Here is a 25,088-nt window from a genome sequence, read left to right on the forward strand (position 1 = left end):
CGCCTGGAGCCCTGCCCGAGGGCTTGCAATGACGGCGGCCGCGGAAGGGTCGCCCGCGTTTGGCATGACGCGGGCCAGGCGAAATGCCCTTCTGCAGTCCGAACCCGTCCAGGGCTTTGCCCTGATCAGCCCGACCTTTCTCTACGCGCTCATACTTCTGGTCCTGCCGATCCTGGTGGTCGTCGCGCACTCTTTCTGGACGCAGAACTATCTGACCATCGATCGTACCTTCACCCTGGAAAACTACCGCATCGCGCTGACCGAGCCGATCTATCGCGACCTGCTCTGGCGCTCGCTCTACATTTCGCTGATGGTGAGCTTCTTCACAGTCGTCCTCGCCTACCCGATTGCCTACTTCATTTCGTTCCATGGCGGCCGCCACAAGAGCCTGTGGCTGTTCCTCATCACCATCCCGTTCTGGACCAGCTACCTGCTGCGGGTGATGTCGTGGAAGGTCATCCTCGGCTACAATGGCGTGCTCAATTCCGGCTTGCTCGGCCTTGGCATCATCGACGAGCCGTCGACCGCTTTGCTTTACAACTCAAGCGCCGTCATCATCACCCTGACTCACGCCTGGGCGGCCTTCGCCATCCTGCCGATCTTCGTCTCGCTGGAAAAAATCGATCGTACCCTGGTCGAGGCGGCCAAGGACCTCGGCGACGGTCCCATCCGTTCCTTTCTGCGCGTGACACTGCCGCTGTCAGCGCCCGGCATCATCTCGGCGGCGCTCATCGTCATGATCCCGACCGTCGGCGACTATGTCACCCCGAAGCTCGTCGGCGGCAAGGATGGCGTCATGATTGCCAACGCCATCCAGGCGCAATTCGGCAAGGCCTCCAACTGGCCGCTTGGCGCGGCACTCTCGGTCACCACAATGCTGATCGTGACGCTGATGGCCGGCGCCACCGTGCTGATCATCCGCGCCGCCCAGAGGATGGCACGATGAGGGCTGGCACGATGAGGCTGGCGCGATGACGACGATGCGGCGCTTCCTGGCCAGCAGCTGGCTGTCGACCTATGCGTTTCTCTATGTCGTGTTCCTCTATCTGCCGGTCATCTTCCTGCCGATCTTCTCGGTCAACACCGCCGCGACGCCGAAATTCCCGCTCTCCGGCTTCACGCTCAAATGGTATGAGGATCTGCCGCGCACCCCGGCGCTGCTTGACGCCGCGTGGAACAGCCTGGTCGTCGGCATGTCGGCTTCCATCCTCTCTACCGTGCTCGGCATTCTCGCCGCCCGCTCGATCACCCGCTACCGTTATCCCGGCCGCCGCGCCATCAATGGCCTGATTATGGCGCCGCTGGTGCTGCCCGAAATCATCATCGCCATCTCCATGCTCCTGGTAATACTGCAACTGGGTTTGAGCCTGTCGCTGCTCACCATCGTGCTCGGCCATGTCTTGATCTGCGTTCCCTATTCGATGACCGTGCTGACCGCCGGCTTCGAGGGCTTCGACCGCAGCCTGGAGGAGGCCTCCGCCGATCTCGGCGAGAGCGCCTTCGGCACCTTTCGGCGGGTGACGCTGCCGATGGTGGCGCCGGCCATCATTTCGAGCCTGCTCGTCTGCTTCACCATTTCACTCGACGAGTTCATCATCGCCTTCTTCCTGACCGGCACCGAGGCGACGCTGCCGATCTACATCTGGGGCCAGTTGCGCTTCGCCTCCAAGCTGCCTGGCGTGCTGGCCCTGGGCACGCTCCTGCTGGCTGCCTCCTTCCTGCTGATGACCGTTGCCGAGATCCTGCGCCGCCGCGCGGCCAAACGCACCCAGAACGAGGGAGGCCTCTATGGCTGAGCGGCTCCAAACCGAACGACCCCATCAGACCGAACGACCAATGATCGAGATTCGCAACGTCACCCGCAGCTACGGTTCGTTCAAGGCGCTGGACGACGCCTCGCTGACCATCAAGGAGGGCGAATTCTTCTCGTTGCTCGGTCCGTCCGGCTGCGGCAAGACTACGCTGTTGCGCATGATCGCCGGCTTCGACAATCCGACCAGCGGTTTGATCTCGGTCGACGGTCAGTCGATGGAGGGCATCCCGGCCAATCGCCGGCCAACCAACATGGTGTTCCAGAGTTATGCGATTTTCCCGCATCTCAATGTCGAGCAGAACGTCGCCTATGGGCTGAAGCGGTTGAGGCTCGAACGCTCGGAAGAAAAGCGCCGCGTCGAAGAGGCGCTGGCCCAGGTGTCGCTGACCGGCCTCGGCAAGCGCCTCGCCACCGAGCTGTCCGGCGGCCAACGCCAGCGCGTCGCGCTGGCCCGTGCGCTGGTGATGCGGCCCAAGGTACTTCTGCTCGACGAGCCGCTGTCGGCGCTGGACAAGAAGCTGCGCGAGCAGATGCAAGTCGAACTGCGTCGCTTGCAGCAGGCGGTCGGCATCACCTTCGTACTGGTCACGCACGACCAGTATGAGGCGCTGGCGATGTCGGACCGCATCGCCGTGATGTTCGGCGGCAGGATCGCGCAGGTCGCTTCGCCCAAGGAGATCTACCAGCGTCCGGTCAATCGCCAGGTTGCCGATTTCCTCGGCGGCATGAACTTCGTCAAGGCCGAAATCGTTGAGGAGGACAGCGCTTCGCTGGTCCTCGACACGCTGGGCTTCGGCCGCGTCAAGACCGACAAGCCCAGGGCTTTCGTCCGCAATGGCGGGGCTGCAACGCTCGGCATCCGACCGGAGCGTCTGCGCGTGCTGTGGGACAATGCCACGGCGAAATTCGAGGTGGCCGGCAAGGTGGTGGAGCGCCATTACTTTGGCGAGATCACCCATCTGATCGTCGAGATACCGGGGTTGGAAAAGCCGCTTTCGGTGACCGAAACCAACGATTTCGGCGCCGACGACATACCGGTCGGCACCTCGATCCGTCTCGCCTACGATCCCGAGGCGCTGGTGGCGATGGCAGACTGAAGGCCCGAGATGATCTTTCGTGCAGCGATGCGCCCGGCCACAACAGCGCCCTCAATGTAACCCGGGAATGACGGCGACAGTTCGGACGCGGCGAAGTGCAGCGGCGGCGCGCCGGCCAGGATGATGCGTTCGGCGTCGGTCGCCGTCGCATCGACGATGAGATCGCTGTAGCCGCCGCCGCTCCAGCGATCATGCGTCCAGTCGCGATAGCTGAAATCGAGCATGTCGGCGGCCTCCGTGCCGAGCGCATCTTCGAGCCTCGTCATCACCTCGGCGCGCAATGATGCGTCGCCGAGCTCACGCCAGCGCAGGGCCAGCGGCCCGCCAACGAAAACGACCAGCGCGGCATGGTCTTTGTCCTTGCTGGCGTCGCAGGCAAAGAGACCCGATGGATCGCGCCACATCACCACGCCGCTCAAGCCTCTTGCACGCCAGAAGGCACTGGGATAGCGCACCAGCACCTTGATCACCGCGCCGCTTTGCCAGGCACCGAGCGCGCTTCTCAGGCCAGCCGGCAGCGGCGGTACAAAGTCCAGCTTTGAGGCCGTCATTGGCGGCACCGCGATCAGGGCCGCCCGCGCTTCGACCGCAGCCATCGCCGAGGCCAGACGGACCCCTTCCGGCCCGTGCTCGATGGCTCCGACCGGCGTGTCCAGCCGCACACGATCACCGAGGTCACCGGCCAGATCGTCGGCCAGCGACTGCATGGTTTCACGCACGAAATATTGCAGTTCCGAAACCTCGTTGGTAATGCGACTGTCATTGTCGATCAGATGCCACAGCGGCAGCTTTTCGAGCGCCTGGCACCACAAGCCCTCGATCATCGAACGGAAGGCTGCCTTGGCTTCGTTGGTGTCATGCTGGCGATCGAGCCAAGCGGCGACAGTCAATCCGGCAATCGTTTGATCGTCCGGCGCGATCGCATTCATGCGATCGCGGATAGCCGTTGATGCAACGTAGGTTCGCTCGGCCTGCCGCGCGCCCATCCGCGGCTGAGTGACGAACTCTCCTTCGACATAGGTCTCGACCAGCGTCTTGCCTCGCGCCTGCAACAGCGCCATCAGTTCTGGCATATCCTCGCACAGGAACTGGCCGCCGCTGTCGATCCGCTCGCCGAGCCCGTTGCGCTTGGCTTCAACGCGCCCGCCGACACGATCACGCGCTTCGAGCAACAGGAAATCGATGCCGGCTTTCTTCAACTCATGCGCGGCCGACAGGCCAGTGAACCCCGCGCCGACGATGACGACGTCGGTTGTTTCGGTCCCGCTCTTCAATAGCCGGCCTTGATCTTCTCGAACTCTTCGACCATCCGCTGCTTGAGCTCCGGCGCCACCGGCTGCTGGAACAAGGTCTTGTCGAGGAATTTGTCGAGATCGTCAAAACCTCGTTCGGCCAGCAGCTTAGGCTCGATCGCCGCCATGCCGGCACCGTTGCCATGGCCATAGCCGAAGGTCGTGACCATGTAGCCTGACACATCAGGCGTGTTGACCGCGTTCAGGAAATCATAGGCCTGATCGAGATTGCCCGGCGCATCCTTCATCAGCACATAGCCGCACACCCAGGTCGACAGGCCTTCCCTGGTGCCGCGGTTCATGGCGATCGGCACACCCTGGCCTTTGAGCGTGACGAAGGTTTCGTTCCAGCCCCAGGCCAGATCGACCTCGTTGCCGGAGAAGGCCTGATTGATGTCGGTATCGTCGGTCCAGTAGAAGCGGATGTTCTTGTGCACTTGGCGCAGGAAATCGGACGCCTCCTTGAACTGTGCATCGGTCATCTTGGTCCAGTCCTTCAACCCGATGACCAGGCTTGCCAGTGCATAGGCGTCGTCGACATTGTCGCCGATGGTAACGCGTCCCCTAAATTTCGGGTCGGCGAAGATCCGCAGTGACTGCGCTTGTTCCGCCGTCACATTGTCGGTGCGATAGAGCAGCGATGTGTTGCCCCAATCGAAAGGCATGAACCAGGCCTTGCCGTCGGCGGTGGTGGCAAGATCCTTCATCGCCATGATGCCGGGATTGAGGTCATTCCAGCCGGCGATGCGGGTGGTGTCGAGCGGCTGCAGCATGCCGGCCTCGCGCCACTTCACCATGCTTTGCGAACATGGGTGCGCAATATCGGCCTTGAAGCCGGCCCGCATTTTCTGGAAGGCCTCGTCCTCGTCGCCGAAGAAAGCAAAGGTCGGTTCAGTCCCGTATTTGACGGCATAGGCCGGATGAAGCAGCGGATCCTCGTAGCCGGACCAGTCGAACACAACGAGATCGCCCCCGTCCGCCGCAACGGCGAGGGCAGCGCCTGCGCCGATCGTGCATGCGGCAGCAACGGCAAGGCGGCGAAGCATGGAACCCATGGCGCGAAACTCCTCATCGCGGGAAGCGGCGCAGCGACGTTACGGAATTTCAGTGACCTTGGCGAGCCCGTCTGCCCCCCGGTTTGGTGGGCAGACGGGATAGGTGAAACAAGCTCAATAGCCGGCTTTGATCTTCTCGAACTCGGCGATCATCTTGAGCTTGATTTCCGAGGGAACCGGCGCCTGGAACAGCGTCTTGTCGACGAACTTCTGCACGTCGTCGTAACCCTTTTCCTTCAGCACGGCCTGATCGACACCGGCCATGCCCTTGGCGTTGGCCTGGCCATAGCCCCAGTCCTTGACCAGGATGTTGGCGACTTCCGGATCGTTGACGGCATTCAGATAGTCATACGCCTTGTCGGTATTCCCTGGCGCATCCTTGAACAGCACATAGCCGCAGACCCAGGTTGAAATGCCCTCGTCGGTGTCCTTCTTGGCCTTGATCGGCACGCCAGCGGCGACCGACTGCACCGTCGCGTCGTTCCACGCCCAGGCAAGGTCGACCTCGCCGCCGCTCAACAGCTGAACGATATCGGTGGAATCGGTCCAGTAGGAACGGACATTCTTATGTACCTCGCGCAGGAAGTCCGACGCCTGCTTGAACTGGTCGTCGGTCATCTTGGTCCAGTCTTTGAGACCGATCGCCAGCGAGGCCAGTGCATAGGCGTCGTCGACATTGTCACCGATGGAAACCCTGCCCTTGAACTTGGGATCGGCCAAGGCCTTCAGCGACTGGACGTCCTTCTCATCGACCTTGTCGGAATTATAGGTCAGCTGCGAGTTGCCCCAGTCCCAGGGCATGAACCAGACCTTGCCATCGGCGGTGGTGGCGAGATCCTTCATCGCCATGATGCCGGGATTGAGGTCTTTCCAGCCCGATATTTTCGACGTATCGAGCGGCTGCAGCAGTCCCGCCTCGCGCCATTTCACCACGCTTTGCGAGCAGGGATGACCTAGATCGGCCTTGAAGCCTGCACGGGCTTTTTCGAACGCCTCGTCCTCGTCGCCGAAAAAGGTGAAGGTTGGTGAGTCGCCGTTCTTCTCGACATATTTCTGGTGGAAACCGGGATCCTCGTAGCCGGACCAGTCGAACACGATCAGATCCTTGTCCGCGGCAACCGCAAGTGCGGCGGCCGAAGCCGCCAGCACACCGGTCAGCGCCAATGTCAGTGTCAGGCGTCGGGTCATTGTCTTCATTGCTGTTCCATCCTCTTTTTTGATTGTTCAGGCGGTCTTGTCGCCGCCGGCTGTTGGCCACGGATAATGCTTTGAAAATGCCGCCGACAGGAACTCGTTCGCCGCCTGCAGCGCGGTTTCGCGGGTGACGTCCTCTGTTCCCATCATCAGGCGCAGCCACAGACCCTCCAGCATGGCACTGAGCGCCAGCGCCATGACTTGCGGCTCGAAGGCGTAGCCGCCGCTTTGCTTGAGCGTCGCGCAAAGGTCGATGAAGACTTTCTGATAGGCCGCGTCGCGCGCGCCGCACAGCGCCTGATAAGTCGGGCGCGACTTGGCCTCGCCCCAGAAGGCGCACCAGGCGGCCAGCTTGCGTTTGTTGCAGATCGAGCGATCGAAATCCGCGGCAACCAGGGCCTGCAACTGGCGGGCAGGATCGTCGCCGGCCCTGGTGAGGGCAGCCCGCCAGTGCGCGGCATATTCGTCGGCCATGTATGCTAATGTGGCGACGAGCAGCTTCTCCTTGCTCTCGAAATGGAAGTTGACGATGCCGCGCGACAGGCCGGCGCCATCGGCGACATCGGCCATCGTCGTCTCCGAATAGCCGCGCTTGGCCAGCGAATCGATTGTCGCCTCGATCAGCTGCAACTGCCTGACCTCCTTCGACGCCTTGCGACCGCGCTTTTCGGGCTCGTGTTTGCGCGTTGATTCGAGGAGGGCCTCCTTGGCCTCGGCTGTCTTCATGGGCGTGATGGTCTCCAGCATCGCCGGCTATCCAACCGGCTTTCGACCGCGAAGATGAGTGGGGCGGTGCTCGCCGCTGTCAAGAACCTTCTGCATGGCTTCCCAGGTTCGTATGTTCTTGTCGACATAGGCCGCTCCGACGGCTGCCGCGGCTTCCGGGTAGAGCGGCCCTTTGAGACGGTGCAATTCCTCTCGTGCGACCCCGCGATACCAGGCATTGCGGTCGCGCACCGTGACATCGGCAAAGCCTGCCCGGCGCATCGCCGCGGCATAGCGGGCCGGCGACGCCATGGCGAAGGACAGGCCTTCTGCGGCGACATAGGCCTTCATCTCCGGCGACGGCTCGCCGTCATGCGAAATCATCCGGTTCGAGGCAGCGAAGACCCCGCCCGGCTTCAGCACGCGAAAGATCTCGGCAAACAAGGCGTCCTTGTCAGAAACATGCAGCAGCGCATCCTTGGAGAACACCACGTCAAAGCAAGCATCCGTGAACGGCAACGGCCCGGGCGGCGTCTGGACGAAATTGGCGCGATCGGAAAGCCCTCGTACGGCGGCCCGTTGCCTGGCCATCTCGATCACCGGCCGCTCGACATCGAAGCCGGTGACATGGGCAGCGCCATGGCGCTCGAGCAGATGCAGCGTGATGCCGCCGGAGCCGCAGCCAATGTCGAGGATCGTCCTGCCCTTGAGCGTAAGATCCTCGACAATCCGGTCGACCTCATCGGGCCCGCCGGGCGACAGGTAGCCATCGCCCCACAGCGCCTCGAGGAAGCGGATGGCGGTATCGTCATATTCCGGCTCGGCGTCCGCCGTTTCGATCATCAGACCTAGTCCCAGTCCACTCTCGAATGCCGGCAAAGCCTAGCGCATGTCGCCGAAAACGCAACATCATTTGTTGAACATTCATTCAGAATGGCTGGACAGAATGGCCGTCGTCATGCGAAATTCCGCGCATTCGGGAGCAGATCACGCGAAAATGGCGGGGCGAGCGGGATGAGGATTGGGCCACAATGAAAGCCTGGGATGCGATCGTCATCGGCGGCGGGCACAACGGTCTGGTCAATGCTTGCTACCTGCAGCGTGCCGGCCTCGACGTGCTGGTCATCGAGAAGAACGACTGGGTCGGCGGCGCCGCCACCAGCCGGGAACTGACGCCCGGCTTCCTCTATTCCAACTGCTCCTACGTCTGCTCGCTGTTTCGCCCCGAGATCATGCGCGACCTCGAACTGCCGCGCTTCGGCCTGCAGGTGATCTCCTATGAGGGCGGCGCGGTGTTCACCCGCGACGGCGACTACCTCGCCAACTACCGCGACCACGATGCCCACCGGCGCGAATTCGCCCGCTTCTCCAGGCGCGACGCCGAAGCCTATGACCGCTATTCCCGTGACGTGACGCGGCAGTGCCGCTTCATCCAGCCGCTGCTGATGCGCACGGCGCCCGACCCGACCAGTTTCCGGCCACGCGACCTTGGCGAACTTCTGTATCTGGGAAAAAAGTTCGGCGGGCTCACGCCTGAGGAAATGGCGCTGACGCTGCGCTTCTGGACTATGTCGATCGCGGACTTCCTCGACGAATATTTCGAGACCGACGTCATCAAGGCGAATTTCGCGCTGTCCGGTATCATCGGCACTGCGCTCGGGCCAATGTCGCCCGGCACCGCCTATGTCCTGCTGCACCACTATATGGGCGAGGTCGACGGCTCCGTCGGCGCCTGGGGCTATGCGCGCGGCGGCATGGGCGCGGTCACCAACGCGCTGGCCGCGAGCCTCCAGGCCTCCGGCGGCACTATCCGCACCGGGGCCGAGGTCGACCAAGTGCTGATCCAGCGCGGCAAGGCCAAAGGCGTAGTCCTTGCCGACGGCGAGGAGATTTATGCCAAGCTCGTCGTTTCCAACGCCGACGTGAAACGCACCTTCCTCAAGCTGGTCGAGGAAAAGGAACTGCCCGACATCTTCCTGCGCCGGGTCAGGAACTTCAGGATTCGCGGCTCGTCGGGCAAGGTCAACATCGCGCTGGATTCGCTGCCCGAGTTTCCGGCGCTACCGAAGGATTCGCCGGTCTATCGCGGCGACATGCATTTCACCGATTCGATAGAGCGCATGGAGCGCGCCTATGACGACTGGAAGGCCGGGCGCTGGTCATCAGACCCTTTCCTCGACATGGTGATCCCGACGACACTCGACCCGACCATGGCGCCGCCGGGCAAGCACTTCATGAGCTGCTTTGTGCAGTACGCGCCACCGAAGGTGAGCGGTCGCGACTGGACCGACGCCGACCGCGACGGCTTCGCCGAAAGCGTGATTTCGCAGATATCGGATTATTCGCCCGGCTTTCGCGACCGCATCATCCATATGGAGGTGCGCACGCCGCGGGAGATCGAGGCCGAGGTCGGCCTCACCGAAGGCAATATTTTCCAGGGCGAACTGACCTTCGATCAATTGCTGTTCAACCGCCCAGTGCCGGGCTACGCGCAATACCGCTCGCCGGTCGGTGGGCTCTATATGTGCGGCTCCTCAACCCATCCCGGCGGCGGCGTCATGGGCGCGCCCGGTCGCAATGCAGCGGCCGAAATCCTGCGCGACCTCGCCAAGCCGACTAAGCATATGAGCCCGGCCCATGACGTCATTTGATAAATGGGATGTCGCGGTCGTTGGCGGCGGCCATAACGGGCTCGTCTCAGCTGCGGTTCTGGCGAAGAGCGGCCGCAAGGTGCTGGTGCTGGAAGCCGCCGGCGACGTCGGCGGCGCGGCGCGCACCGAGGAATTCGCGCCGGGCTTTCGCGTCTCCTCGATCGCCCACCTGCTGAACCGTCTTCACCCCGAAGTAGTGAAGACGCTGGAGCTGGAGAAGCACGGGCTGCAATTCGCGCGCGGCGACCTCGTGCCGTCCGTGGCGCTGTCGAAAGACGGCCCGCCGCTTGTCCTGCACGGCGCCTATGGCGAGACGCTGACCGGCGCCACTTCCACGGAGCAGACCGCCTGGACGGAACTGCGTGCGCAGCTGCTGCGCTACGCCGGCATCCTGAAGCCGTTCCTTGCGCGCCGGCCGCCCGATCTCGGCGTGATGTCACTGCTTGAGACGGTGTCGCTCGGCCAGGCTGCGATGGCGTTGAAGAAGCTCGGTAAGGAGGACATGCGAGACTTCCTGCGCGTGCTGCTGATGAATGTCGCCGACCTGCTCGACGAGCAGCTTGCCGATATTAGGCTGAAGGGGCTGCTCGCCTTCGATGCTACGCTCGGCAGCCATCTCGGCCCGCGCTCGCCGACCTCGCTGCTCGGTCTCTATCATCGGCTGGCGGGTGAGGCAGGCGGCACTGCCGGCGCGCAAATATCGCCGAAGGGCGGCATGGGTGCTGTCATTTCAGCCATCCGCGCAGCGGCGGAAAAGGCCGGCGCGACGATCCGCACGGGGACGTCAGTGGCGAAGATCATCGTCGAGAAGGGCCGTGCCGTTGGCATTACGCTCGACAATGGCCAGGAGATCCGTGCCAGGACGATCGTCTCGGCCATCAATCCGGCGACCACGTTTCTCGATCTTGTTGGACCGCGCGAGATCGACACCGGCTTCGTGCGCAAGGTGAAAAACATCCGCATGAAGGGCGACGCAGCGAAGCTTCATCTGGCGCTCGACCGGCAGCCTGAATTCGCCGGCGTCGATGCCGCCGGCCACAAGGGCCGGCTGGTCATCGCGCCTTCGCCCGATCACGTCGAGCGCGCCTTCAATCCGTCGAAATATGGTGAGTTCTCGCCCGAGCCGGTGATGGAGATCACGCTGCCCAGCCTTGCCGACTCGTCGCTGGCGCCGGACGGCGCCTGTGTGCTGTCTGCGATCGTGCAGTATGCGCCCTATGCGCTGAAAGAAGGCTGGAGTGCCGGCAAGCCGAAATTCCTCAGGGCGATTATGGCTCAATTGGAGACCTATGCGCCGGAAATCGGCAAGACTGTGCTCCATGCAGAGCTGCTGACGCCGGCCGATATCGAGGCGCGCTACCGGATGCCGGGCGGTCACTGGCATCACGGTGAACTGCAGGCCGACCAGATGCTGATGTCGCGCCCCGTCTCCGGCTGGTCGGGCTACGACACGCCGGTCGACGGGCTGTTTCTCGCCGGCGCCGGATCGCATCCGGGCGGCGGCGTTTCCGGCGCGCCCGGCTTGAATGCCGCCAAACGCATCATTGCGATGAAGGGGTAGGCCATGAATATTCAATCGGCCAAGGCCGAACTCTACGGCGCCCCCCTCTGTCCTGCCGGACATCTCCCCCACTTGGGGGGAAATTGGCTGTCGTCCCGGCTTTCGCCAATTACCAACGCCCGAGGAATAAGCAGAGGCGCCCAAGCTGCCGATCTCCCCCCTCGTGGGGGAGATGTCCGGCAGGACAGAGAGGGGCGCGAAGGAACGCCGTCATGAATCATCAACCCACCGTCGATCCTTCGACAGCCCGCACCTCAGCACAATCCCATTTCCGTACCCTGCGGCTCGGCACGCCGTTCCAGCCGCGCATCGACGCGCTGGCCAGGACCAACGACTGGTCCAATTGGGCCGGCTACCGCGCTCCACATTCGCTGTGGGACGAGGAACTCGAATATTTCGCCATCCGCAGCCAGGCGGCCCTGTTCGATATCTCGCCGATGACGAGGTACCGCATCGCCGGGCCGGACGCCGAGGCCTTCCTCAATCGCGTCACGTTGCGCGACGTAACAAAACTCAAGCCCGGCCGTGTTCACTATACCGCCTGGTGCGACGACGAGGGTTTCGTCCTCGACGACGGCACGCTGTTCCGCCTGTCGCCAACGCGGTTCCGGCTGTGCTCGCAGGAGCGGCATCTGCCCTGGCTGCTGGATAGCGCCGTGGGTTTTGACGTGACGGTCGAGGAAGAAACAGAGGCCGTCGCCGGTCTGGCGCTGCAGGGGCCGACCTCGTTCGCCGTATTGCGCGATGCCGGTTTCGCCGGCGTCGAAAGGCTGAGGGTTTTTGATCTAGCCGAGTTCCAGCATGATGGTGGCACGGTCACCATCTCGCGTACCGGCTTCACCGGCGATCTCGGCTACGAGTTGTTCGTGCAGTCTGGGCAGGCCCTGAGCCTCTGGGACCGGCTGATGACAGCAGGCGAATTGCGCGGCATCCGCGCCATTGGCTATACCGCACTCAATCGCGCCCGGCTCGAAGCCGGGCTGATCGTTGCCAATTCCGATTTCGTCACGTCCGGGCATGCCATCCGCGCCGACCGCTTGCGCACGCCGGACGAGATCGGTCTCGGCTTCATGATCGACATGGAAAAGGGCCATTTCAACGGCCGCCGTGCCATCCTCGAAGCAAGGGCCAAACACAAGCTGCGCCATGTGCTGGTCGGGCTGGAGATCGAGGGCAACATTCCCGCCGAACACGCCATCGTCTACTATAGGAAAAGCCAGGAGGTCGGGCTGATCAGCGCCGCCATGTGGTCGCCGATGGCCAAGCGCAACATCGCCATCGCCTCATTGGCGCGGCCGTTTGGCGACACGGCCGTCGACGACCTCTGGGTCGAGATCTACGCCATGCGCGAACTGCAGTACCAGAAGCTGATGAAGCGGGCCAAGGTGGTGCAGCGTCCCTTCATCAAGCTCGACCGCCGCACCGCCACTCCGCCGGCTGATTTCTGACCATGACAAGCGAGAGGTGCGAATTCGACGGGGAAGCCACTGAGCAGTGGCAGCTGATCAACACGCCGCTCGGCGAAAAATGGTCGGGTCGCACCCGCTACGCAGCCGCCATGTTCTTCTATAAGCGCGGCGAGATGAGCGCCGAGACGCTCGAAGTCTACCGCATCTGCGCAAGGCTGGATTCGACGGATCCGCTGCCGATCATCCGCGACCGTCGCGTCGGCCAGGACTGGCTGAAGCGCATGGGTTTCGAGTAAGCCCTCACGCACTTAACCAATCGTTTTTTCCAGCATGTTGATCCAGTTGCGATAGGCGATCTTCTCGATCAGCGCCCGACCGAAGCCGCGCGCGGCGAACGCATCGATGAGCTTCGGCAGGCCGGTGACGTCGCCGATTGCAGCCGGGATCATGGCGCCGTCGAAATCGGACCCGAGGCCGACGCCGTCTTCGCCCAGCGCCTGCAGCAGCGAATCGACATGGCGCACCATGATGTCGAGACTGGTGTCGGCATTCATCCTGCCGTCTTCGCGCAAGAACCCGGTGGCGAAATTCAGCCCGACCATGCCGCCCGACTCGCGGATCGCGCCGAGCTGCCAGTCGGTGAGGTTGCGGGAATGGCTGCAGATCGCATGCACATTGGAATGGGTCGCGACCAGCGGTGCGTCGCTGATCTCGGCGACGTCGCGAAACCCTTTTTCGTTGAGGTGCGAAAGATCGACCATGATCTTGAGTTGGTTGCAGGCCTTGACCAGCGCCTTGCCGGCATCGGTCAGGCCCGGCCCCGTATCGGGCGTCGACGGAAAGCGGAACGGCACGCCGTGGCCGAAGGCGTTCGGCCGGCTCCAGACGATGCCGAGCGAGCGCAAGCCGGCCGCATGCAGCACGTCGAGCATCGTCAGTTCGGGGTCGATCGCCTCGACGCCTTCGATATGAAACACCGCCGCCATCGAACCTTGCGCCATCGCGTTTCGCACGTCGCCGGCGCTGCGGCAGACGGTAAGCGCCGATGCTCGTTCCAGCCTGAACAGGATCGAGGCCATGCCGATGGTGGAATTGAGCGCATCGGCACGGGGGAGTTCCGGCGGCAACGGTTCGTCGTCTCTTGGCGCCGGCGGCACCGCGCTGCGTTTGGCTCTCTCGACCGGCGGTGGAAAGATCGCGAACATGCCGCCGGCAAATCCGCCCTTCTTTGCCCGCGGCAGGTCGATGTGGCCCCCCTGCGTCCCCTCGATGAACAGCTTCTCGACGTCCGCGTCCTTCGACTGATAGAGCCTGAGCAGCGTGTCGTTGTGGCCGTCGAAGACGGGAACGAGATCGGTTTCGGTCATCAGGGGATCATTCGTTTCGATTGGTCGGGCGGGCAATACACCTACTTAGGCAAGACGATACCCACTAGGCAAGACCGATACCCACAAGACCGGCGACCTACGCGAATGCCTCGGCCGGGGCATGCTCTTCTGGCCGCCTGCCCCGACCATCATCGCGCGCCAACGCCTGTGGGTAGGATCAACGCTATCGCTTCAGCACGTCGGCCCATTCCTGGTGGCGACGGAACTGGGCGTTGGCGAACGGACAAAGCGGGATGATCTTCTTGCCCGCCGCACGCGCATCCTCGACGGCGCGGGTGACGAGGCGAAGCCCCGCACCCTGGCCGCGAAACGCATCCGGCACCTCGGTGTGATCGATGATAATCTGGTGCTCGCCGATCTTGGTGAACGTCATCTCCGCCTCGGCGCCATCAGGGCCGCGCAAGAGATAGCGGCCCTTGGAGCCGCGATCCTCCAGTTCGATCTCCGGCAGTTGGTCAGGCATTGCTTATGCTCCTTCAGCCGGCATAGCGGATAGGAACCGCCGTGCCGCCTCGATCTCGTTCGACTGCACCTCATGGCCGCCGTCGTGCCACTCCACTGTGACATCGGCGCCATCGGCACGCAAATAAGCCTCCAGCCGCGACGTCAGGTTGGGCGGGCAGATGGGATCGCGCCTGCCTGCCGTGACCAGGATGCGGCGGCCGGCGAGGCTGCCCTCGATCTCCGGCTCGAACGGGATCAGCGGATGCATCAGCACCGCCGCATCGAAAAGCGTCGGTGCCGCAAACACCACCGAGGCCAGGATGTTGGCGCCGTTGGAATAGCCGAGGCCAAGCACCAACGAGGGTTTCGCCGCCTCGACATGCGCCTTGACGAAGCCAGCCATCTTGTCGGTCGCCCGAGCCAGGTCGCCCATGTCGTAGACACCCTCGCCGGCGCGGCGGAAGAAGCGCGCAGCACCTTGTTCCGAGACATCGCCGCGCGGCGAGACGATGGTCGCCTGCGGCGAGAGATCGCGCCCAAGCGATAGAAGCTGGCTCTCGTCCGCCCCAGTGCCGTGGAAGACGAAAAGCAGCGGACTGCCCGGCGGACCGGACAGCACCTTGTGGATGTAAGCGTCCTTGCTCATGACCTTGTCCTCAGTCTTCCAGCTTCTGCAAATGCTGTTCGAGATAGGGCCTCAGATGCTGGTGCTGCGTCGGCAGCTTCAGCGCCTCGCCGAGATGGGCCGTATCCTCGTCGCGGTCGAAGCCCGGCTCGTTGGTCGAGACCTCGAACAGCACGCCACCAGGCGTGCGGAAATAGATCGCCCAGAAATAGTCGCGGTCGATCACCGGCGTCACCTGGTAACCAGTGTCCATCAGCGCCTTGCGCACTTCGAGCTGCTTGGCGCGGTTTTCGACGGCGAAGGCGACATGGTGAACGGAGCCAGCGCCGAGATCGGCGAAAGCAGCGCCCGGCAGCGACTCGATGTCGACGACATCGGCGCCATTGCCGTTCCTCACCGCCAGCCGTCTGACATTGCCTGCCTTGTCGATCTCCTCATAGCCCATGAATTTCAGCAGCTCTTCGGTGGCGCCGCCATCCTTCAGCCTGAGCGACACTGAGTGAAAACCGCGGATCGCCTCGTCGGCGGAAATGCCAGCTTTTACCCAGGGCGCTCTGGTGTCCGCCTTGTCTTCGACCAGCGCAAACCCTTCGCCATCGGGACCGGCGAAGGCAAGCCGTTTTTCGCCGAATATCTCTTCGCGCGACAGTCCCGTGACGCCCTCATCGGCAAAACGCTTTTCCCAATAGGCGAGCGTGCCTTCGGGCACGGAATAGACCGTCGTGCCGACCTCGCCGACCCCGTGGCGGCCCTTGCCGATGTTGGGGAACGGGAAATACGTCATCACCGAGCCGGGCGTGCCGACCTCGTCGGCATAGTAGAGGTGGTAGACATCCGGCGCGTCGAAATTGACAGTCTTCTTGACCCGGCGCAGGCTGAGCTTTTTTGTGAAGAATTCGTTGTTCTGGCGCGCATCCTTGGCCATCGAAGTGACGTGATGCAGGCCCTTGATTTGGTCGAGCATTTTCCTGCTCCTTCCCTTGTTCCGTGCGGCCCATGCCGCGGTCCACGCCAATATGAGGATACAGCCGTCAGCGACAAAGGCCGCAAACGCAGAATGGACTGTGCTGTAAAAGTGAACAATCCTACGACTATGTTCACTTCTCAGAAAATCTGTCAGGCTTGCGCCGTCACCAAATTTCGGCTCCATGAGCGGCACGCTACACATTGAAAGATACAGCGAATGGCCGAAAGAGGCAGACGCCCGAACATTCTCCTGATCACCTGCGACCAGTGGCGCGGTGACTGCCTGTCGGCTGTCGGCCATCCGGTGGTGCGGACCCCGAATGTCGACGCGCTTGCTGCCGAGGGCGTACTGTTCAGAAAACATTATGGCGGGGCCGCGCCCTGCTCGCCGGCGCGGGCCTGTCTCTACACCGGCCTCTACCAGATGAACAACCGCGTCTGTCGCAACGGCACGCCGCTCGATGGCCGCCACGGCAACATCGCGCTTTCCTTGCGCGGTCTCGGCTATGATCCGACGCTGTTCGGCTATACCGATGTGTCGCTCGATCCGCGTATGCTGGTGCCGGGCGACCCGCGGCTGAAAAGCTACGAAGGCGTGCTGCCGGGCTTCACCGCGCGCCAACTCCTGCCGGAGCACCAGAAACCATGGCTGTCCTGGCTCAAAACGCGCGGCGTCGATGCCGCTGTCGGCTTTCCCGACATTCATCGCCCTGCGGACGACATCCATGGTGGCAGGGTGGAAGGCACGGTGACCAACGCGCCGCCCATCTACTCGAAGGACGAGACCCCAGCAGCATTCCTGACCGGCGAGTTCGTCCGCTGGCTTGGCGAACAGGAGCGCGATACGCCGTGGTTCGCGCATCTTTCCTTCCTCAGCCCGCATCCACCCTTCATCGTGCCGGAGCCTTACAACAGCATGTACGACCCGGACGACGCTACAGCCTTCCGCCGCGCCGCGAACTGGCAGGCCGAGGCAGAAAGTCATCCCTATCTTGCCTATGATCTTGACCGGCAGCAGCGGACGAACTTCCGTCCCGGCGCCGACGGCAAGGTCCGCGATTGGGGCGACGACAATTTTCGCCGCCTCCGCGCGCTCTATTACGGCATGATCTCGGAAGTAGACGCCCAGCTTGGCCGCATCTGGCAGGCGGTCAAGGCGGCGGGTTTATGGGATGACACCATAATCGTGCTGACCTCGGACCACGCCGAGATGATGGGCGACCATTTCATGCTGGGCAAGGGCGGCTTCTTCGACGGCAGCTTTCACATTCCGCTGATCATACGCGACCCGCGTCGCCGCACAGCGGCCGGCGCCAGAATCGACCGCTTTACTGAGGCGGTGGACATAGTTCCGACATTGCTCGATCTGCTTGACCAGGAAACGCCGCCACATCTCGATGGGTGCTCGCTGAAGCCATTCCTGGACGCCAGAGAGCCTGACAACTGGCGCGAGGCCGCCCACTGGGAGTTCGACTTCCGCTCGGTTGCCGACGGCGATGCCGAACAGCATTTCGGCATAGGTCCACGCCAGTGCAATCTCGCAGTCGTCCGCACGGAAAAATTCAAATATGTACATTTCGGCGGCCTGCCGCCGCTGCTGTTCGATCTGGAGAAGGATCGAGACGAATTAACCAATGTCGCTGCCGATCCGGCCTATCTGCCGGTCCGGCTGGAGCTTGCCGAAAAATTGCTCGCCTGGCGGGCCGAACATCTCGACCAGTCGCTGGCGCTTGCCGAACTGACCGGGGATGGCGTTGCAGGCCACGTCGCAGGTCTGCTACCTTTCCAGTCGTGAGAAAGACCCGCGCCGTTGCCGGCACGGGCCTTTTCATCGTGGGAGCAAACTACCGCATGATCATGCGCTGCTCGTCGCGCTTCTCAGCATAGGTGCCCTTGTCGTAGGCGACCTGCGCTTCGAGCTGCTCCTTGGTGAAGTTCGTATAGAGATAGCGGTTGCCATCCTTGTCGGTCATGAATTTCAGGTTATCCATGCCGATCGCCACCTCCTTCTCGCCGACGCCAAGGAAACCGCCAACGTCGATGACGACGGCATCGACCTTCTTGTCGCCCGTCAGCACGACGTCGCCAATCTCACCGACGTTGACATCATTGGCGCCATAGACGGTGGTTCCAACCAAATCCTCCGACCGGATTTTGTCGACCGGCATTTCGGTCAGCGCCGACTTGTCTATCGCCGCGGTCTGGGTCTGGTCGGGAGCTGACGCGTCAGGCGCTGTTGCAGCGGGAGCCTCGGCCTTCTGGTCCATTGGCGCCGGAGCAGCGGTATCGGGCTTTGCCGCTGGGGCTTGCGCCGTCTTCTCTGCCGGTGCTGGAGCCGCGGTGACGGTAGGAGTGGTGGCTACTGGTGCCGCCGCATCATTGGATGCGGTAGTTGCCGGGGCGGGATCATAGGACCTGCGGTCGAAGTCCGGCAACGCCTCCAGATCCTCCTTGGTCGTCTCGGCCACTAGCCAGCGATCGCCATCCCTCTCCGCCCATTTGGCCTTGTCGAACTGATAGGCCACATTCTTTTCGCCAACCTCAAGAAAGCCGCCGACGCCAATGACCAGCGACTCGGCCTTGCCGTCCTTGGCCATTACGATGTCGTTCACGTCGCCGATCTTTTGAGCGTCGTCGCCAGTGCCGTTGTAGACGGTTTCGCCAATGATATTGGTGGCGAGGTTCCCATCGGCGCGTTTCACGGGTTCGGCCGGAGCCGCCGGAGCGTTCTGCGCGGTGGTATCGGTCGAGCCGGAAGGAGCGGCAGGAGCCGCAGCCGTGGTGTCGTTGGCCGCAGGAGCCGGATCATAGGGTTTGCGGTCGAAGTCCGGCAGAGCAGTCAAATCGTCCTTTGTCGTTTGGGCGATCAGCCAGCGGTCGCCATTCCGTTCGGCCCATTGCAGCTTGTTGTAATCGAAAGCGACATTCTTGGCGCCAACGCCAAGGAAACCGCCCACGCCGATGACGACGGACTTCACCTGACCATTTTCATCGAAAACGACATCACTGACATCGCCGATGTTCTCGGCGTCGTCACCTGTCCCGTTATAGACCGATTCACCGATAATATTGGTTACCAGGCTGCCTTCAGCACGTTGAACGGGTGCAGCCGGAGCGGTCTCCTGAACTGCCGGGTCTTGCGACGGTGCCGGGGTTGTGGACGACTGCGCATAAGCACCGGTCGCAAGCAACGCTGCGAGTGCGGTTGTGGTTAAAAGGGTGCGGATCATCGTAATCTCTCCTCGTGCGTTATTCGTACGCGCCACGCCCCGCTGGGTGGGAGATCGGTCGCGGCGTCTTCACATATTCACAACGTCGTGACCACGTCGTTGTTCCGACACCATGGCGAGCCGCGCGAAAAAACCATCCGAATCGTACTCAATCATGCGGCCGGCCAAGGAGGTTGCTGCTGTATTTTTGCCAGAGCTGCGGAACTTTTTTTCAGTCGCCGCGTTTTAGCCTGCGGCTGGGTCTGTCCTGGCCGATGATACCAGATGGTTGCCAAGAAAAAACGGAGCGGGGGGATGCGATTTGCGGCGGTGCTGAACCAGGAGGGCGGCACCTTGCGCACAATTGACCTTTCCGCCTTCACAGACCAAATGCGCCAGAAATTGGAGGCAGCAGGTCACTCTATCGATATCGACGTCGTTGCCGGCAAGGACATCGTCGCGACGTTGGACCGCGTTACGTCGAAGCGGGGCATCGACATTGTGCTGGCCGGCGGCGGCGACGGCACCATTTCGGCAGCAGCGGCTCGGTTGATGGGCAGGAAGACGGCACTTGCCATTTTGCCGGCCGGCACGATGAACCTGTTTGCGCGCGGGCTGGGCATCCCACAAACGGTTGACGCGGCTGTGGAATCCTTTGCCGACGGCGACGTGATCGCAGTCGATATTGCAACCGCCAACGGTCGCCCGTTCGTTCATCAGTTCTCGATCGGCATGCATGCCAAGATGGTTCAGCTTCGCCAGACCATGGAGTTTGGCTCGCGATTGGGAAAGATGCGGGCTTCAGTGAAGGCTGCCTGGGCGGCGATCAACAACCCGTCGGCAATGAAGGTGACGCTGACCATCGGCGAAGCCGAGATCGTGACGCGCACCACCGCCATCGGCATCACCAACAATCTGTTTGGTGAGGGTCATCTGCCCTATGCCGACAATCCCGCCGGCGGCGTGCTCGGCATCTATATCACGGTGGCGCGGCGGCGTGGCGAACTGGTCGGGTTTCTCTTCGACATGGCGCGGGGCAAATGGCGCGACAGCGAGCACGTCGAAATCCACCAGGCCGACCGGGTCGTTTTGAAAGTCCACTCGACGGCCAAGAGACTTCGCGCCGTCATGGATGGCGAACTGGTCAGGCTTGACAGCGAAACGACGATCGAAATCCATCCTGGCGCGCTGAAGATTCTCGTCCCGGCACGCGTTGCCCAAGCGAAGGCTGCGTGATGCACCCCCGCACGGCCAACAGGGAGGCATCAGCCTTTGGGAAGCTGTTCATTCCCAGGAAGCTCGCCCTGTTCGGTGGTCGGCGTTTTGTCTATCATGTTGCCGTAAATCTCCGCGATGCCCCAGGCGATAAATGCCAAAAGCAGCGCAGCGATCAGGATACGGAAAGTGTGCCACCCCCATCGTCCCTGGCGGGCTTTGTCTTCAGGAACGGTCTTGGGCATGATCGGCCTCCATATCGATTGGTGCGGGCATGTCGTTTGGCGCGGAAATGTCGTTTGGCGCCGACGGGCACGGCTGGGCAAACGTGGTTGGGTAACGGTTCCTCAAGGCGAAGGTTCCGGTTTCGGAGCCAGGCAACGGACCTAGCGCGAATGGCTGCAAGCTGATGCACCTGGGGGCCTTGTGGATAGCAGGGTAGAAAAAAAACCGAATCTGCCGGCCAATGTCCTTAGCGCCGTAAGGGCCCAGGATCGACTTGCCGTACTCCACGGTCTCGACGCATTCGACACGGCGGCCGATCCTGACTTCGATCATATCACTCGACTCGCCGCCGCGGTGATGCAGGCGCCAATCGCGCTGGTGACACTGCTCGACGCCGAACGGCAATGGTTCAAATCCTGTGTCGGACTGGATGAAACCGAGGCTGCTATCGATACATCTTTCAGCGCCCATGCCATTGCCGCCGCCGACGAGCCGATGGTGGTGACCGATGCGACCACGGATTCACGTTTCAACGCCAGTCCGCTGGTCACTGGCGAGCACCATATCCGCTTTTACGCGGGTGCAGCGATTGTAGTGGCCGGCGCCCGGATCGGCACGCTCTGCGTGCTTGACCGAAAGCCGCGCGCGTCCCCGTCTGCCGCCAAGCTCAAACAGTTGACAACGCTCGCCAGCCTCGCCGCCAGCCTGTTGACATTGAAGGACGCCACCCGCAACGGCGCCAGCGCCGCAGCCGCGCTGGCGCGCGAGGAAAAACGGCGCGGCATTGCGCTCGATGCCGCCTCGCTTGCCAGCTGGGCATGGGATATTCACACCGATATGATTGAATGCGATGTCCGGCTGTCCGAGTTGTTCGACCTGCCGCGCTCGACCCTGCTGAGGGCGCGCGATATCCTTGCCGCCATCGACCCACGCGATATCTACCAGACCGAGACGCACTTTCGCGACGCGCTGGCCGGCGGTGACGACTGTTTTGGCGAATATCGCATCAAGGGCTTCAGTCCGCCACGCTGGGTGGCTACGCGCGGTCGTGTCATCGAGCGCGACAGCCACGGCAAGCCGACGCTGATCTTCGGCGTCAATTATGACGTCACCGAACGCAAGCTCGGCGACGAGCGGCAACGACTGTTGCTGCGCGAGCTGAACCATCGCGTCAAGAACACGCTGGCCACCGTTCAGGCGCTGGCGACGCAGACCGTTCGCCATGCCCACCAGCCGAGCGAGTTTCTTGAGGCGTTCAGCGCCAGGCTTCAGGCGTTGGGCGCTGCCCACAGCCTGCTGTCCGACCGCGAGTGGCGCGGCATCGGTATTCGCGAACTCGTGCAGATCGAGGTCAAGCCGTTCGACACCGCCGCACAGCCGCGCATGACGATCTCGGGCGCCGATCTCCTGCTTTCGCCGGATCAGGCAGTCGGGCTCGGCCTGATCCTGCATGAATTGGCCAGTAATGCGCTGCAATACGGATCATTGTCGGCGGCTGCTGGCAAGGTCGACCTCGAATGGAAGGCACAAGGCCGCAAAGGCGCACGGCGCCTAGTGCTGACCTGGCGCGAAAGCGGCGGGCCCGAAGTTGCCTCGCCCGAACGCCACGGCTTCGGCTCGATCCTGATCCGCCGCAGCCTGGCCAAGGTCATCTCCAGCGAGGTGACCCACGAATTCCGACCGGAAGGCGTGTTCGCAGAGATATCGATGCCGCTGGAGGATCTGTCGAAGTGACGTTGCCGCGATTGTCTGGACGCGAAATGCACAAAAAGAACTAAGTGGACCGCAAGAACCTTGTCAGACGCAACGCACTCTTTTCCGAACCCGAGGTCCGGGTCGGCGAAGAGTGCAGCTTGGTTCTCGGATAAGGCCGGACAAGAGTCCCATCCCGGGATGGGACAGGGTCCTGAATCGCTGCGAATTATTTTGCTTCGCCGGCATCCGGATCGTCGGCGTCGGGCTTTGTGTTCTCGCGGTAAATGGCGTAGGCGGCGAGTGCGATCGCCGGGCCGAGAATGGTGCCAAGGCCGCCTTTCCGCTTGAGCAGCGTCGGCAGCACGGCAAGCGCGGCCGTCATGCCGATCGCCTTCATGTCGGCATTGCGCCTCCGCGCTCCGCGTCGGGTGCGTGCGCCAGCCGACAGCTTATGGATGAGCAGAAGGAGCCCTGCAATCACCAGGAAGCCGGCGCCGAAACCAAGGCAGGCTGTTATCGGCCCGTAACGGCCCGCCACCCAGACGTAGGCAGCTCCGATGAGGAACCCAACCCCGCACAGCGCTGCAAGTGCCGCGAGCGCATAGACGATGGCAGCCGTGCGTGCGCGTCGCACGGCTGCCATGGTTTCACCCGCGGCGAACCCCGAGATCAGCGATGCCAGCATTCCCATCTGGCTGAGGCTAACGGCGCGCGAGAAGCGCGAACAAAAAGCCGACGCCTGCGGCAATCGCCAATGACGTCACTGGCTTTTCGCGCACGCTCGCCGCCACTTGCGCTTCGATGTCCTTGGCGTTGCCGCGCAGGGTGTCGAACGCCGCTTCGCCCTGGGCGCGCAATTGTTCAACGCCTTCGGTAGCGGCGCGACGAGCAGCTCCGTAACCATGTTGGCCGGTCTCGGCCAGCTGTTCGGTGAGTTTCTGGATGTCGGCTTTCAACTGCCTGATGTCGGCTTCAAGGTCCGAATTCGTCCGGCTTTCGTTCGGGGACTTTCCTGCGGCAGTCGCCATTACTTGACTCCTTGCGTTTGCTCGGGTCGAAACGTTCAATCCCCCCCAAGGTTCCGAAATAGGAACAAGGTCTATGAAAGGTTGTTTTCGAAGGTAAGTCCAGCCGGCTGGTCTTCAGCCGGGCGCTCAGATCAATGGCCGGCGATCTTCGTTCAGCCCTTCCCAGCGTGCGAGTTCCTTGAGCCCGTCGCTGTCGACCACCTCGCAGCCGCCGTCGCGCCAGAGGATAAGCCCGCGATCCATTAGTTTGCGGATCGTCTTGTTGGTGTGAACCAGCGACAGGCCGAGCGTATCGGCAACGTGCTGCTGCGTGATCGGAATCTGCAGGGGGGTCCTGCCATTGAGCCCGACCGTCCTGGCGCGGCTGGAGATGAAGGCGATAAGATAGGCTGCACGCTCAAGCGCGGTGCGCCTGCCGATACTGAGCAGGTTTTCGTCCAGCATGCGCTCCTCCCTCGAAGCGATCCAGGTGATGTCATAGGCGAGGCCCGGATGGCCGCGGTAAAGTTCGGGAAGGACTTCTCGATCGAAGACGCAGAGCAGCATCGGCGACAGCGCTTCGACGGAGTGTTGCATCTCGCCCATCAGGCTCCCCTGCAAGCCGATGAGGTCACCAGGCATGGAATAATTCATGATCTGACGGCGGCCATCCGACAGCAGCTTGTAGCGGAATGCCCAGCCCGAAAGCACTGTGTAAAGATGAGCGCTGCGGCTTCCCTCAACCAGAACCGTAGCCCCCTTGTCGACGGCCAGTTCGCCCTTCTTGACCGTGTCGACGAAGACAAGTTCCTCCTTCTCGAACTCCCGAAACGCCGGCAACGGCCGCAATGGGCAGTCGTCACATGAATAGCGGCGGGTGGAAAAAGAACGGCCGTTCTGGCTAGGCATCAACCCCCCTTCGAAAGCGTCTCCCTCTTCCAAAGAGGCGAGAGCAAACGCCCTGTGGCCACGGAGGTTCCGTCATCTGGGACGGCATGTCTTTTTTAAATGACAGATTTGCAAATAACTTTAGATGACAGGAACCCAAATACAGACCATGACTCCCTGTTCCCTGCGTTTCCCCTTTTCCTACGCGCCACGGAGACTCTGCCACGTGCCACCCTTGCTTGACGGATTGCGGATTCTTGTTTTGGAGGATGAATTCCTGATCGCCATGGATGTCGAGCAGCTTTGCCGCGACTATGGCGCCGGCGAGGTGATCATCGCCCGCGATCTGGCTGAAATCGATCGAAAGAGCATCGCCTCGCAATTCGATGCGGCCATCGTCGATCTCATGCTAGGCGGCACTTCGACGCTCGATTTCGCTTCGCGGCTACGCGAATCGGGCGTGCCTTTCGTCTTCGCCTCGGGCTATTCCGACATCGACGAAATCAAGCTGTCCTTTCCCGATATCAGATTGGTCACCAAGCCCTACTCGGGAGATGATCTGGTGGAGGCGGTGGCGGCAGCGTGCGGGCGCGGACCTCTTGCTTGATGCCCGAGCTTGCTTGATCTTGAAGCTCTGAGGTGCGGAAAA

Annotated in this window: 25 protein-coding genes; 11 read left to right on the forward strand and 14 right to left on the reverse strand. The window is 62.4% G+C overall.

The annotated features are described in order from the left end of the window. Positions 1 to 28: 28 nt before the first annotated feature. From NKH73_RS02725 to NKH73_RS02735, 3 genes are read left to right on the forward strand one after another with little or no spacing between them, the layout of a single operon-like run. Positions 29 to 946, forward strand: a complete 918-nt coding sequence (locus NKH73_RS02725) for an ABC transporter permease (protein WP_352927744.1) — start codon at positions 29 to 31, stop codon at positions 944 to 946. Between the two features lie 25 nt (positions 947 to 971). After that, entirely contained in the window at positions 972 to 1,796 is an 825-nt protein-coding gene (locus tag NKH73_RS02730) for an ABC transporter permease (protein WP_352927746.1), read from the forward strand. A gap of 40 nt (positions 1,797 to 1,836) precedes the next feature. Beyond that, positions 1,837 to 2,910: an ABC transporter ATP-binding protein gene (locus NKH73_RS02735; RefSeq protein WP_352927749.1), complete on the forward strand. Its 1,074-nt coding sequence runs from the start codon at positions 1,837 to 1,839 to the stop codon at positions 2,908 to 2,910. Here NKH73_RS02735 and NKH73_RS02740 read toward each other — a convergent pair. From NKH73_RS02740 to NKH73_RS02760, 5 genes are all read right to left on the reverse strand, one after another. Continuing rightward, positions 2,874 to 4,184, reverse strand: a complete 1,311-nt coding sequence (locus NKH73_RS02740) for a flavin monoamine oxidase family protein (RefSeq protein ID WP_352927752.1) — start codon at positions 4,182 to 4,184, stop codon at positions 2,874 to 2,876. The two genes, NKH73_RS02735 and NKH73_RS02740, sit on opposite strands and share 37 nt — an antisense overlap. Then, on the reverse strand, positions 4,181 to 5,257 hold the full coding sequence (locus tag NKH73_RS02745) for an extracellular solute-binding protein (RefSeq protein ID WP_352927755.1): 1,077 nt from the start codon (positions 5,255 to 5,257) through the stop codon (positions 4,181 to 4,183). Before NKH73_RS02745 ends, NKH73_RS02740 begins: the two co-directional genes overlap by 4 nt. Positions 5,258 to 5,371: 114 nt before the next feature. Further along, complete coding sequence (locus NKH73_RS02750) at positions 5,372 to 6,454, reverse strand: ABC transporter substrate-binding protein (RefSeq protein WP_352927758.1); 1,083 nt, start codon at positions 6,452 to 6,454, stop codon at positions 5,372 to 5,374. A 27-nt stretch (positions 6,455 to 6,481) separates the two neighbouring features. Then, on the reverse strand, positions 6,482 to 7,198 hold the full coding sequence (betI, locus tag NKH73_RS02755) for a transcriptional regulator BetI (RefSeq protein ID WP_352927760.1): 717 nt from the start codon (positions 7,196 to 7,198) through the stop codon (positions 6,482 to 6,484). A gap of 6 nt (positions 7,199 to 7,204) precedes the next feature. Continuing rightward, positions 7,205 to 7,999: a class I SAM-dependent methyltransferase gene (locus tag NKH73_RS02760; protein WP_352927763.1), complete on the reverse strand. Its 795-nt coding sequence runs from the start codon at positions 7,997 to 7,999 to the stop codon at positions 7,205 to 7,207. Positions 8,000 to 8,187: 188 nt separating this feature from the next. Between NKH73_RS02760 and NKH73_RS02765 the strand changes: the two genes are divergently transcribed. The 4 genes from NKH73_RS02765 (at position 8,188) to NKH73_RS02780 (ending at position 13,073) form a co-directional block, all read left to right on the forward strand. After that, a complete protein-coding gene (locus NKH73_RS02765; protein ID WP_352927766.1) occupies positions 8,188 to 9,807 on the forward strand; it encodes a phytoene desaturase family protein in 1,620 nt (539 codons plus the stop codon). Then, positions 9,794 to 11,368 carry a phytoene desaturase family protein gene (locus NKH73_RS02770; protein WP_352927769.1) on the forward strand — a complete coding sequence of 525 codons (1,575 nt, stop codon included), beginning with the start codon at positions 9,794 to 9,796 and terminating at the stop codon, positions 11,366 to 11,368. The genes NKH73_RS02765 and NKH73_RS02770 overlap by 14 nt, the downstream gene beginning before the upstream one ends. Before the next feature lie 212 nt (positions 11,369 to 11,580). After that, complete coding sequence (locus NKH73_RS02775) at positions 11,581 to 12,816, forward strand: aminomethyl transferase family protein (RefSeq protein WP_352927772.1); 1,236 nt, start codon at positions 11,581 to 11,583, stop codon at positions 12,814 to 12,816. A gap of 2 nt (positions 12,817 to 12,818) precedes the next feature. Further along, a complete protein-coding gene (locus tag NKH73_RS02780; RefSeq protein ID WP_352927775.1) occupies positions 12,819 to 13,073 on the forward strand; it encodes a hypothetical protein in 255 nt (84 codons plus the stop codon). Positions 13,074 to 13,085: 12 nt separating this feature from the next. On the opposite strand, the gene NKH73_RS02785 is transcribed toward NKH73_RS02780, so the two are convergent. The 4 genes from NKH73_RS02785 to NKH73_RS02800 form a co-directional block, all read right to left on the reverse strand. Then, positions 13,086 to 14,144 carry a dipeptidase gene (locus NKH73_RS02785; protein WP_352927778.1) on the reverse strand — a complete coding sequence of 353 codons (1,059 nt, stop codon included), beginning with the start codon at positions 14,142 to 14,144 and terminating at the stop codon, positions 13,086 to 13,088. A gap of 184 nt (positions 14,145 to 14,328) precedes the next feature. Beyond that, complete coding sequence (locus NKH73_RS02790; RefSeq protein ID WP_352927781.1) at positions 14,329 to 14,628, reverse strand: GNAT family N-acetyltransferase; 300 nt, start codon at positions 14,626 to 14,628, stop codon at positions 14,329 to 14,331. A gap of 3 nt (positions 14,629 to 14,631) precedes the next feature. Continuing rightward, entirely contained in the window at positions 14,632 to 15,255 is a 624-nt protein-coding gene (locus tag NKH73_RS02795) for an alpha/beta hydrolase (protein WP_352927784.1), read from the reverse strand. 10 nt (positions 15,256 to 15,265) lie between these two features. After that, entirely contained in the window at positions 15,266 to 16,198 is a 933-nt protein-coding gene (locus NKH73_RS02800) for a VOC family protein (RefSeq protein WP_352927787.1), read from the reverse strand. Between the two features lie 219 nt (positions 16,199 to 16,417). Between NKH73_RS02800 and NKH73_RS02805 the strand changes: the two genes are divergently transcribed. Continuing rightward, complete coding sequence (locus NKH73_RS02805) at positions 16,418 to 17,995, forward strand: alkaline phosphatase family protein (RefSeq protein WP_352927790.1); 1,578 nt, start codon at positions 16,418 to 16,420, stop codon at positions 17,993 to 17,995. A 49-nt stretch (positions 17,996 to 18,044) separates the two neighbouring features. On the opposite strand, the gene NKH73_RS02810 is transcribed toward NKH73_RS02805, so the two are convergent. After that, on the reverse strand, positions 18,045 to 19,430 hold the full coding sequence (locus NKH73_RS02810; RefSeq protein ID WP_352927793.1) for a PRC-barrel domain-containing protein: 1,386 nt from the start codon (positions 19,428 to 19,430) through the stop codon (positions 18,045 to 18,047). Positions 19,431 to 19,724: 294 nt separating this feature from the next. Here NKH73_RS02810 and NKH73_RS02815 point away from each other — a divergent pair, with 294 nt between their 5' ends. Continuing rightward, the gene (locus NKH73_RS02815; protein WP_352927796.1) at positions 19,725 to 20,645 is read left to right on the forward strand and encodes a diacylglycerol/lipid kinase family protein; all 921 of its coding nucleotides are present in this window, start codon (positions 19,725 to 19,727) and stop codon (positions 20,643 to 20,645) included. A gap of 29 nt (positions 20,646 to 20,674) precedes the next feature. Here the strand turns inward: NKH73_RS02815 and NKH73_RS02820 are convergent, their stop codons facing one another. Next, on the reverse strand, positions 20,675 to 20,869 hold the full coding sequence (locus tag NKH73_RS02820; protein ID WP_352927798.1) for a hypothetical protein: 195 nt from the start codon (positions 20,867 to 20,869) through the stop codon (positions 20,675 to 20,677). A gap of 181 nt (positions 20,870 to 21,050) precedes the next feature. Here NKH73_RS02820 and NKH73_RS02825 point away from each other — a divergent pair, with 181 nt between their 5' ends. Then, complete coding sequence (locus NKH73_RS02825; RefSeq protein ID WP_352927801.1) at positions 21,051 to 22,583, forward strand: sensor histidine kinase; 1,533 nt, start codon at positions 21,051 to 21,053, stop codon at positions 22,581 to 22,583. A 187-nt stretch (positions 22,584 to 22,770) separates the two neighbouring features. Here NKH73_RS02825 and NKH73_RS02830 read toward each other — a convergent pair whose 3' ends face one another. From NKH73_RS02830 to NKH73_RS02840, 3 genes are all read right to left on the reverse strand, one after another. Beyond that, positions 22,771 to 23,235, reverse strand: coding sequence for a hypothetical protein (locus tag NKH73_RS02830; RefSeq protein WP_352927804.1), 465 nt, complete (start codon positions 23,233 to 23,235; stop codon positions 22,771 to 22,773). 10 nt (positions 23,236 to 23,245) lie between these two features. Beyond that, on the reverse strand, positions 23,246 to 23,572 hold the full coding sequence (locus NKH73_RS02835) for an ElaB/YgaM/YqjD family protein (RefSeq protein ID WP_352928753.1): 327 nt from the start codon (positions 23,570 to 23,572) through the stop codon (positions 23,246 to 23,248). Between the two features lie 126 nt (positions 23,573 to 23,698). Continuing rightward, positions 23,699 to 24,460, reverse strand: a complete 762-nt coding sequence (locus NKH73_RS02840; RefSeq protein WP_352927807.1) for a Crp/Fnr family transcriptional regulator — start codon at positions 24,458 to 24,460, stop codon at positions 23,699 to 23,701. A 265-nt stretch (positions 24,461 to 24,725) separates the two neighbouring features. Between NKH73_RS02840 and NKH73_RS02845 the strand changes: the two genes are divergently transcribed. Next, positions 24,726 to 25,046, forward strand: a complete 321-nt coding sequence (locus NKH73_RS02845) for a response regulator (RefSeq protein WP_502894150.1) — start codon at positions 24,726 to 24,728, stop codon at positions 25,044 to 25,046. The last annotated feature ends 42 nt before the right edge of the window (positions 25,047 to 25,088 follow it).

The sequence above is a fragment of the Mesorhizobium sp. M0938 genome (assembly GCF_040319125.1).
GTDB lineage: Bacteria > Pseudomonadota > Alphaproteobacteria > Rhizobiales > Rhizobiaceae > Mesorhizobium > Mesorhizobium robiniae.

What these genes read in the sequence shown, in the direction of transcription:
- NKH73_RS02725 (WP_352927744.1), top strand. Translation starts at nt 29, where the DNA reads ATGACGGCGGCCGCGGAAGGGTCGCCCGCGTTTGGCATGACGCGGGCC.
- NKH73_RS02730 (WP_352927746.1), top strand. Translation starts at nt 972, where the DNA reads ATGACGACGATGCGGCGCTTCCTGGCCAGCAGCTGGCTGTCGACCTAT.
- NKH73_RS02735 (WP_352927749.1), top strand. Translation starts at nt 1,837, where the DNA reads ATGATCGAGATTCGCAACGTCACCCGCAGCTACGGTTCGTTCAAGGCG.
- NKH73_RS02745 (WP_352927755.1), bottom strand. Translation starts at nt 5,257, where the DNA reads ATGGGTTCCATGCTTCGCCGCCTTGCCGTTGCTGCCGCATGCACGATC.
- NKH73_RS02750 (WP_352927758.1), bottom strand. Translation starts at nt 6,454, where the DNA reads ATGAAGACAATGACCCGACGCCTGACACTGACATTGGCGCTGACCGGT.
- betI (WP_352927760.1), bottom strand. Translation starts at nt 7,198, where the DNA reads ATGCTGGAGACCATCACGCCCATGAAGACAGCCGAGGCCAAGGAGGCC.
- NKH73_RS02760 (WP_352927763.1), bottom strand. Translation starts at nt 7,999, where the DNA reads ATGATCGAAACGGCGGACGCCGAGCCGGAATATGACGATACCGCCATC.
- NKH73_RS02765 (WP_352927766.1), top strand. Translation starts at nt 8,188, where the DNA reads ATGAAAGCCTGGGATGCGATCGTCATCGGCGGCGGGCACAACGGTCTG.
- NKH73_RS02770 (WP_352927769.1), top strand. Translation starts at nt 9,794, where the DNA reads ATGACGTCATTTGATAAATGGGATGTCGCGGTCGTTGGCGGCGGCCAT.
- NKH73_RS02775 (WP_352927772.1), top strand. Translation starts at nt 11,581, where the DNA reads ATGAATCATCAACCCACCGTCGATCCTTCGACAGCCCGCACCTCAGCA.
- NKH73_RS02780 (WP_352927775.1), top strand. Translation starts at nt 12,819, where the DNA reads ATGACAAGCGAGAGGTGCGAATTCGACGGGGAAGCCACTGAGCAGTGG.
- NKH73_RS02785 (WP_352927778.1), bottom strand. Translation starts at nt 14,144, where the DNA reads ATGACCGAAACCGATCTCGTTCCCGTCTTCGACGGCCACAACGACACG.
- NKH73_RS02790 (WP_352927781.1), bottom strand. Translation starts at nt 14,628, where the DNA reads ATGCCTGACCAACTGCCGGAGATCGAACTGGAGGATCGCGGCTCCAAG.
- NKH73_RS02795 (WP_352927784.1), bottom strand. Translation starts at nt 15,255, where the DNA reads ATGAGCAAGGACGCTTACATCCACAAGGTGCTGTCCGGTCCGCCGGGC.
- NKH73_RS02800 (WP_352927787.1), bottom strand. Translation starts at nt 16,198, where the DNA reads ATGCTCGACCAAATCAAGGGCCTGCATCACGTCACTTCGATGGCCAAG.
- NKH73_RS02805 (WP_352927790.1), top strand. Translation starts at nt 16,418, where the DNA reads ATGGCCGAAAGAGGCAGACGCCCGAACATTCTCCTGATCACCTGCGAC.
- NKH73_RS02810 (WP_352927793.1), bottom strand. Translation starts at nt 19,430, where the DNA reads ATGATCCGCACCCTTTTAACCACAACCGCACTCGCAGCGTTGCTTGCG.
- NKH73_RS02815 (WP_352927796.1), top strand. Translation starts at nt 19,725, where the DNA reads ATGCGATTTGCGGCGGTGCTGAACCAGGAGGGCGGCACCTTGCGCACA.
- NKH73_RS02820 (WP_352927798.1), bottom strand. Translation starts at nt 20,869, where the DNA reads ATGCCCAAGACCGTTCCTGAAGACAAAGCCCGCCAGGGACGATGGGGG.
- NKH73_RS02830 (WP_352927804.1), bottom strand. Translation starts at nt 23,235, where the DNA reads ATGGGAATGCTGGCATCGCTGATCTCGGGGTTCGCCGCGGGTGAAACC.
- NKH73_RS02835 (WP_352928753.1), bottom strand. Translation starts at nt 23,572, where the DNA reads ATGGCGACTGCCGCAGGAAAGTCCCCGAACGAAAGCCGGACGAATTCG.
- NKH73_RS02840 (WP_352927807.1), bottom strand. Translation starts at nt 24,460, where the DNA reads ATGCCTAGCCAGAACGGCCGTTCTTTTTCCACCCGCCGCTATTCATGT.
- NKH73_RS02845 (WP_502894150.1), top strand. Translation starts at nt 24,726, where the DNA reads ATGGATGTCGAGCAGCTTTGCCGCGACTATGGCGCCGGCGAGGTGATC.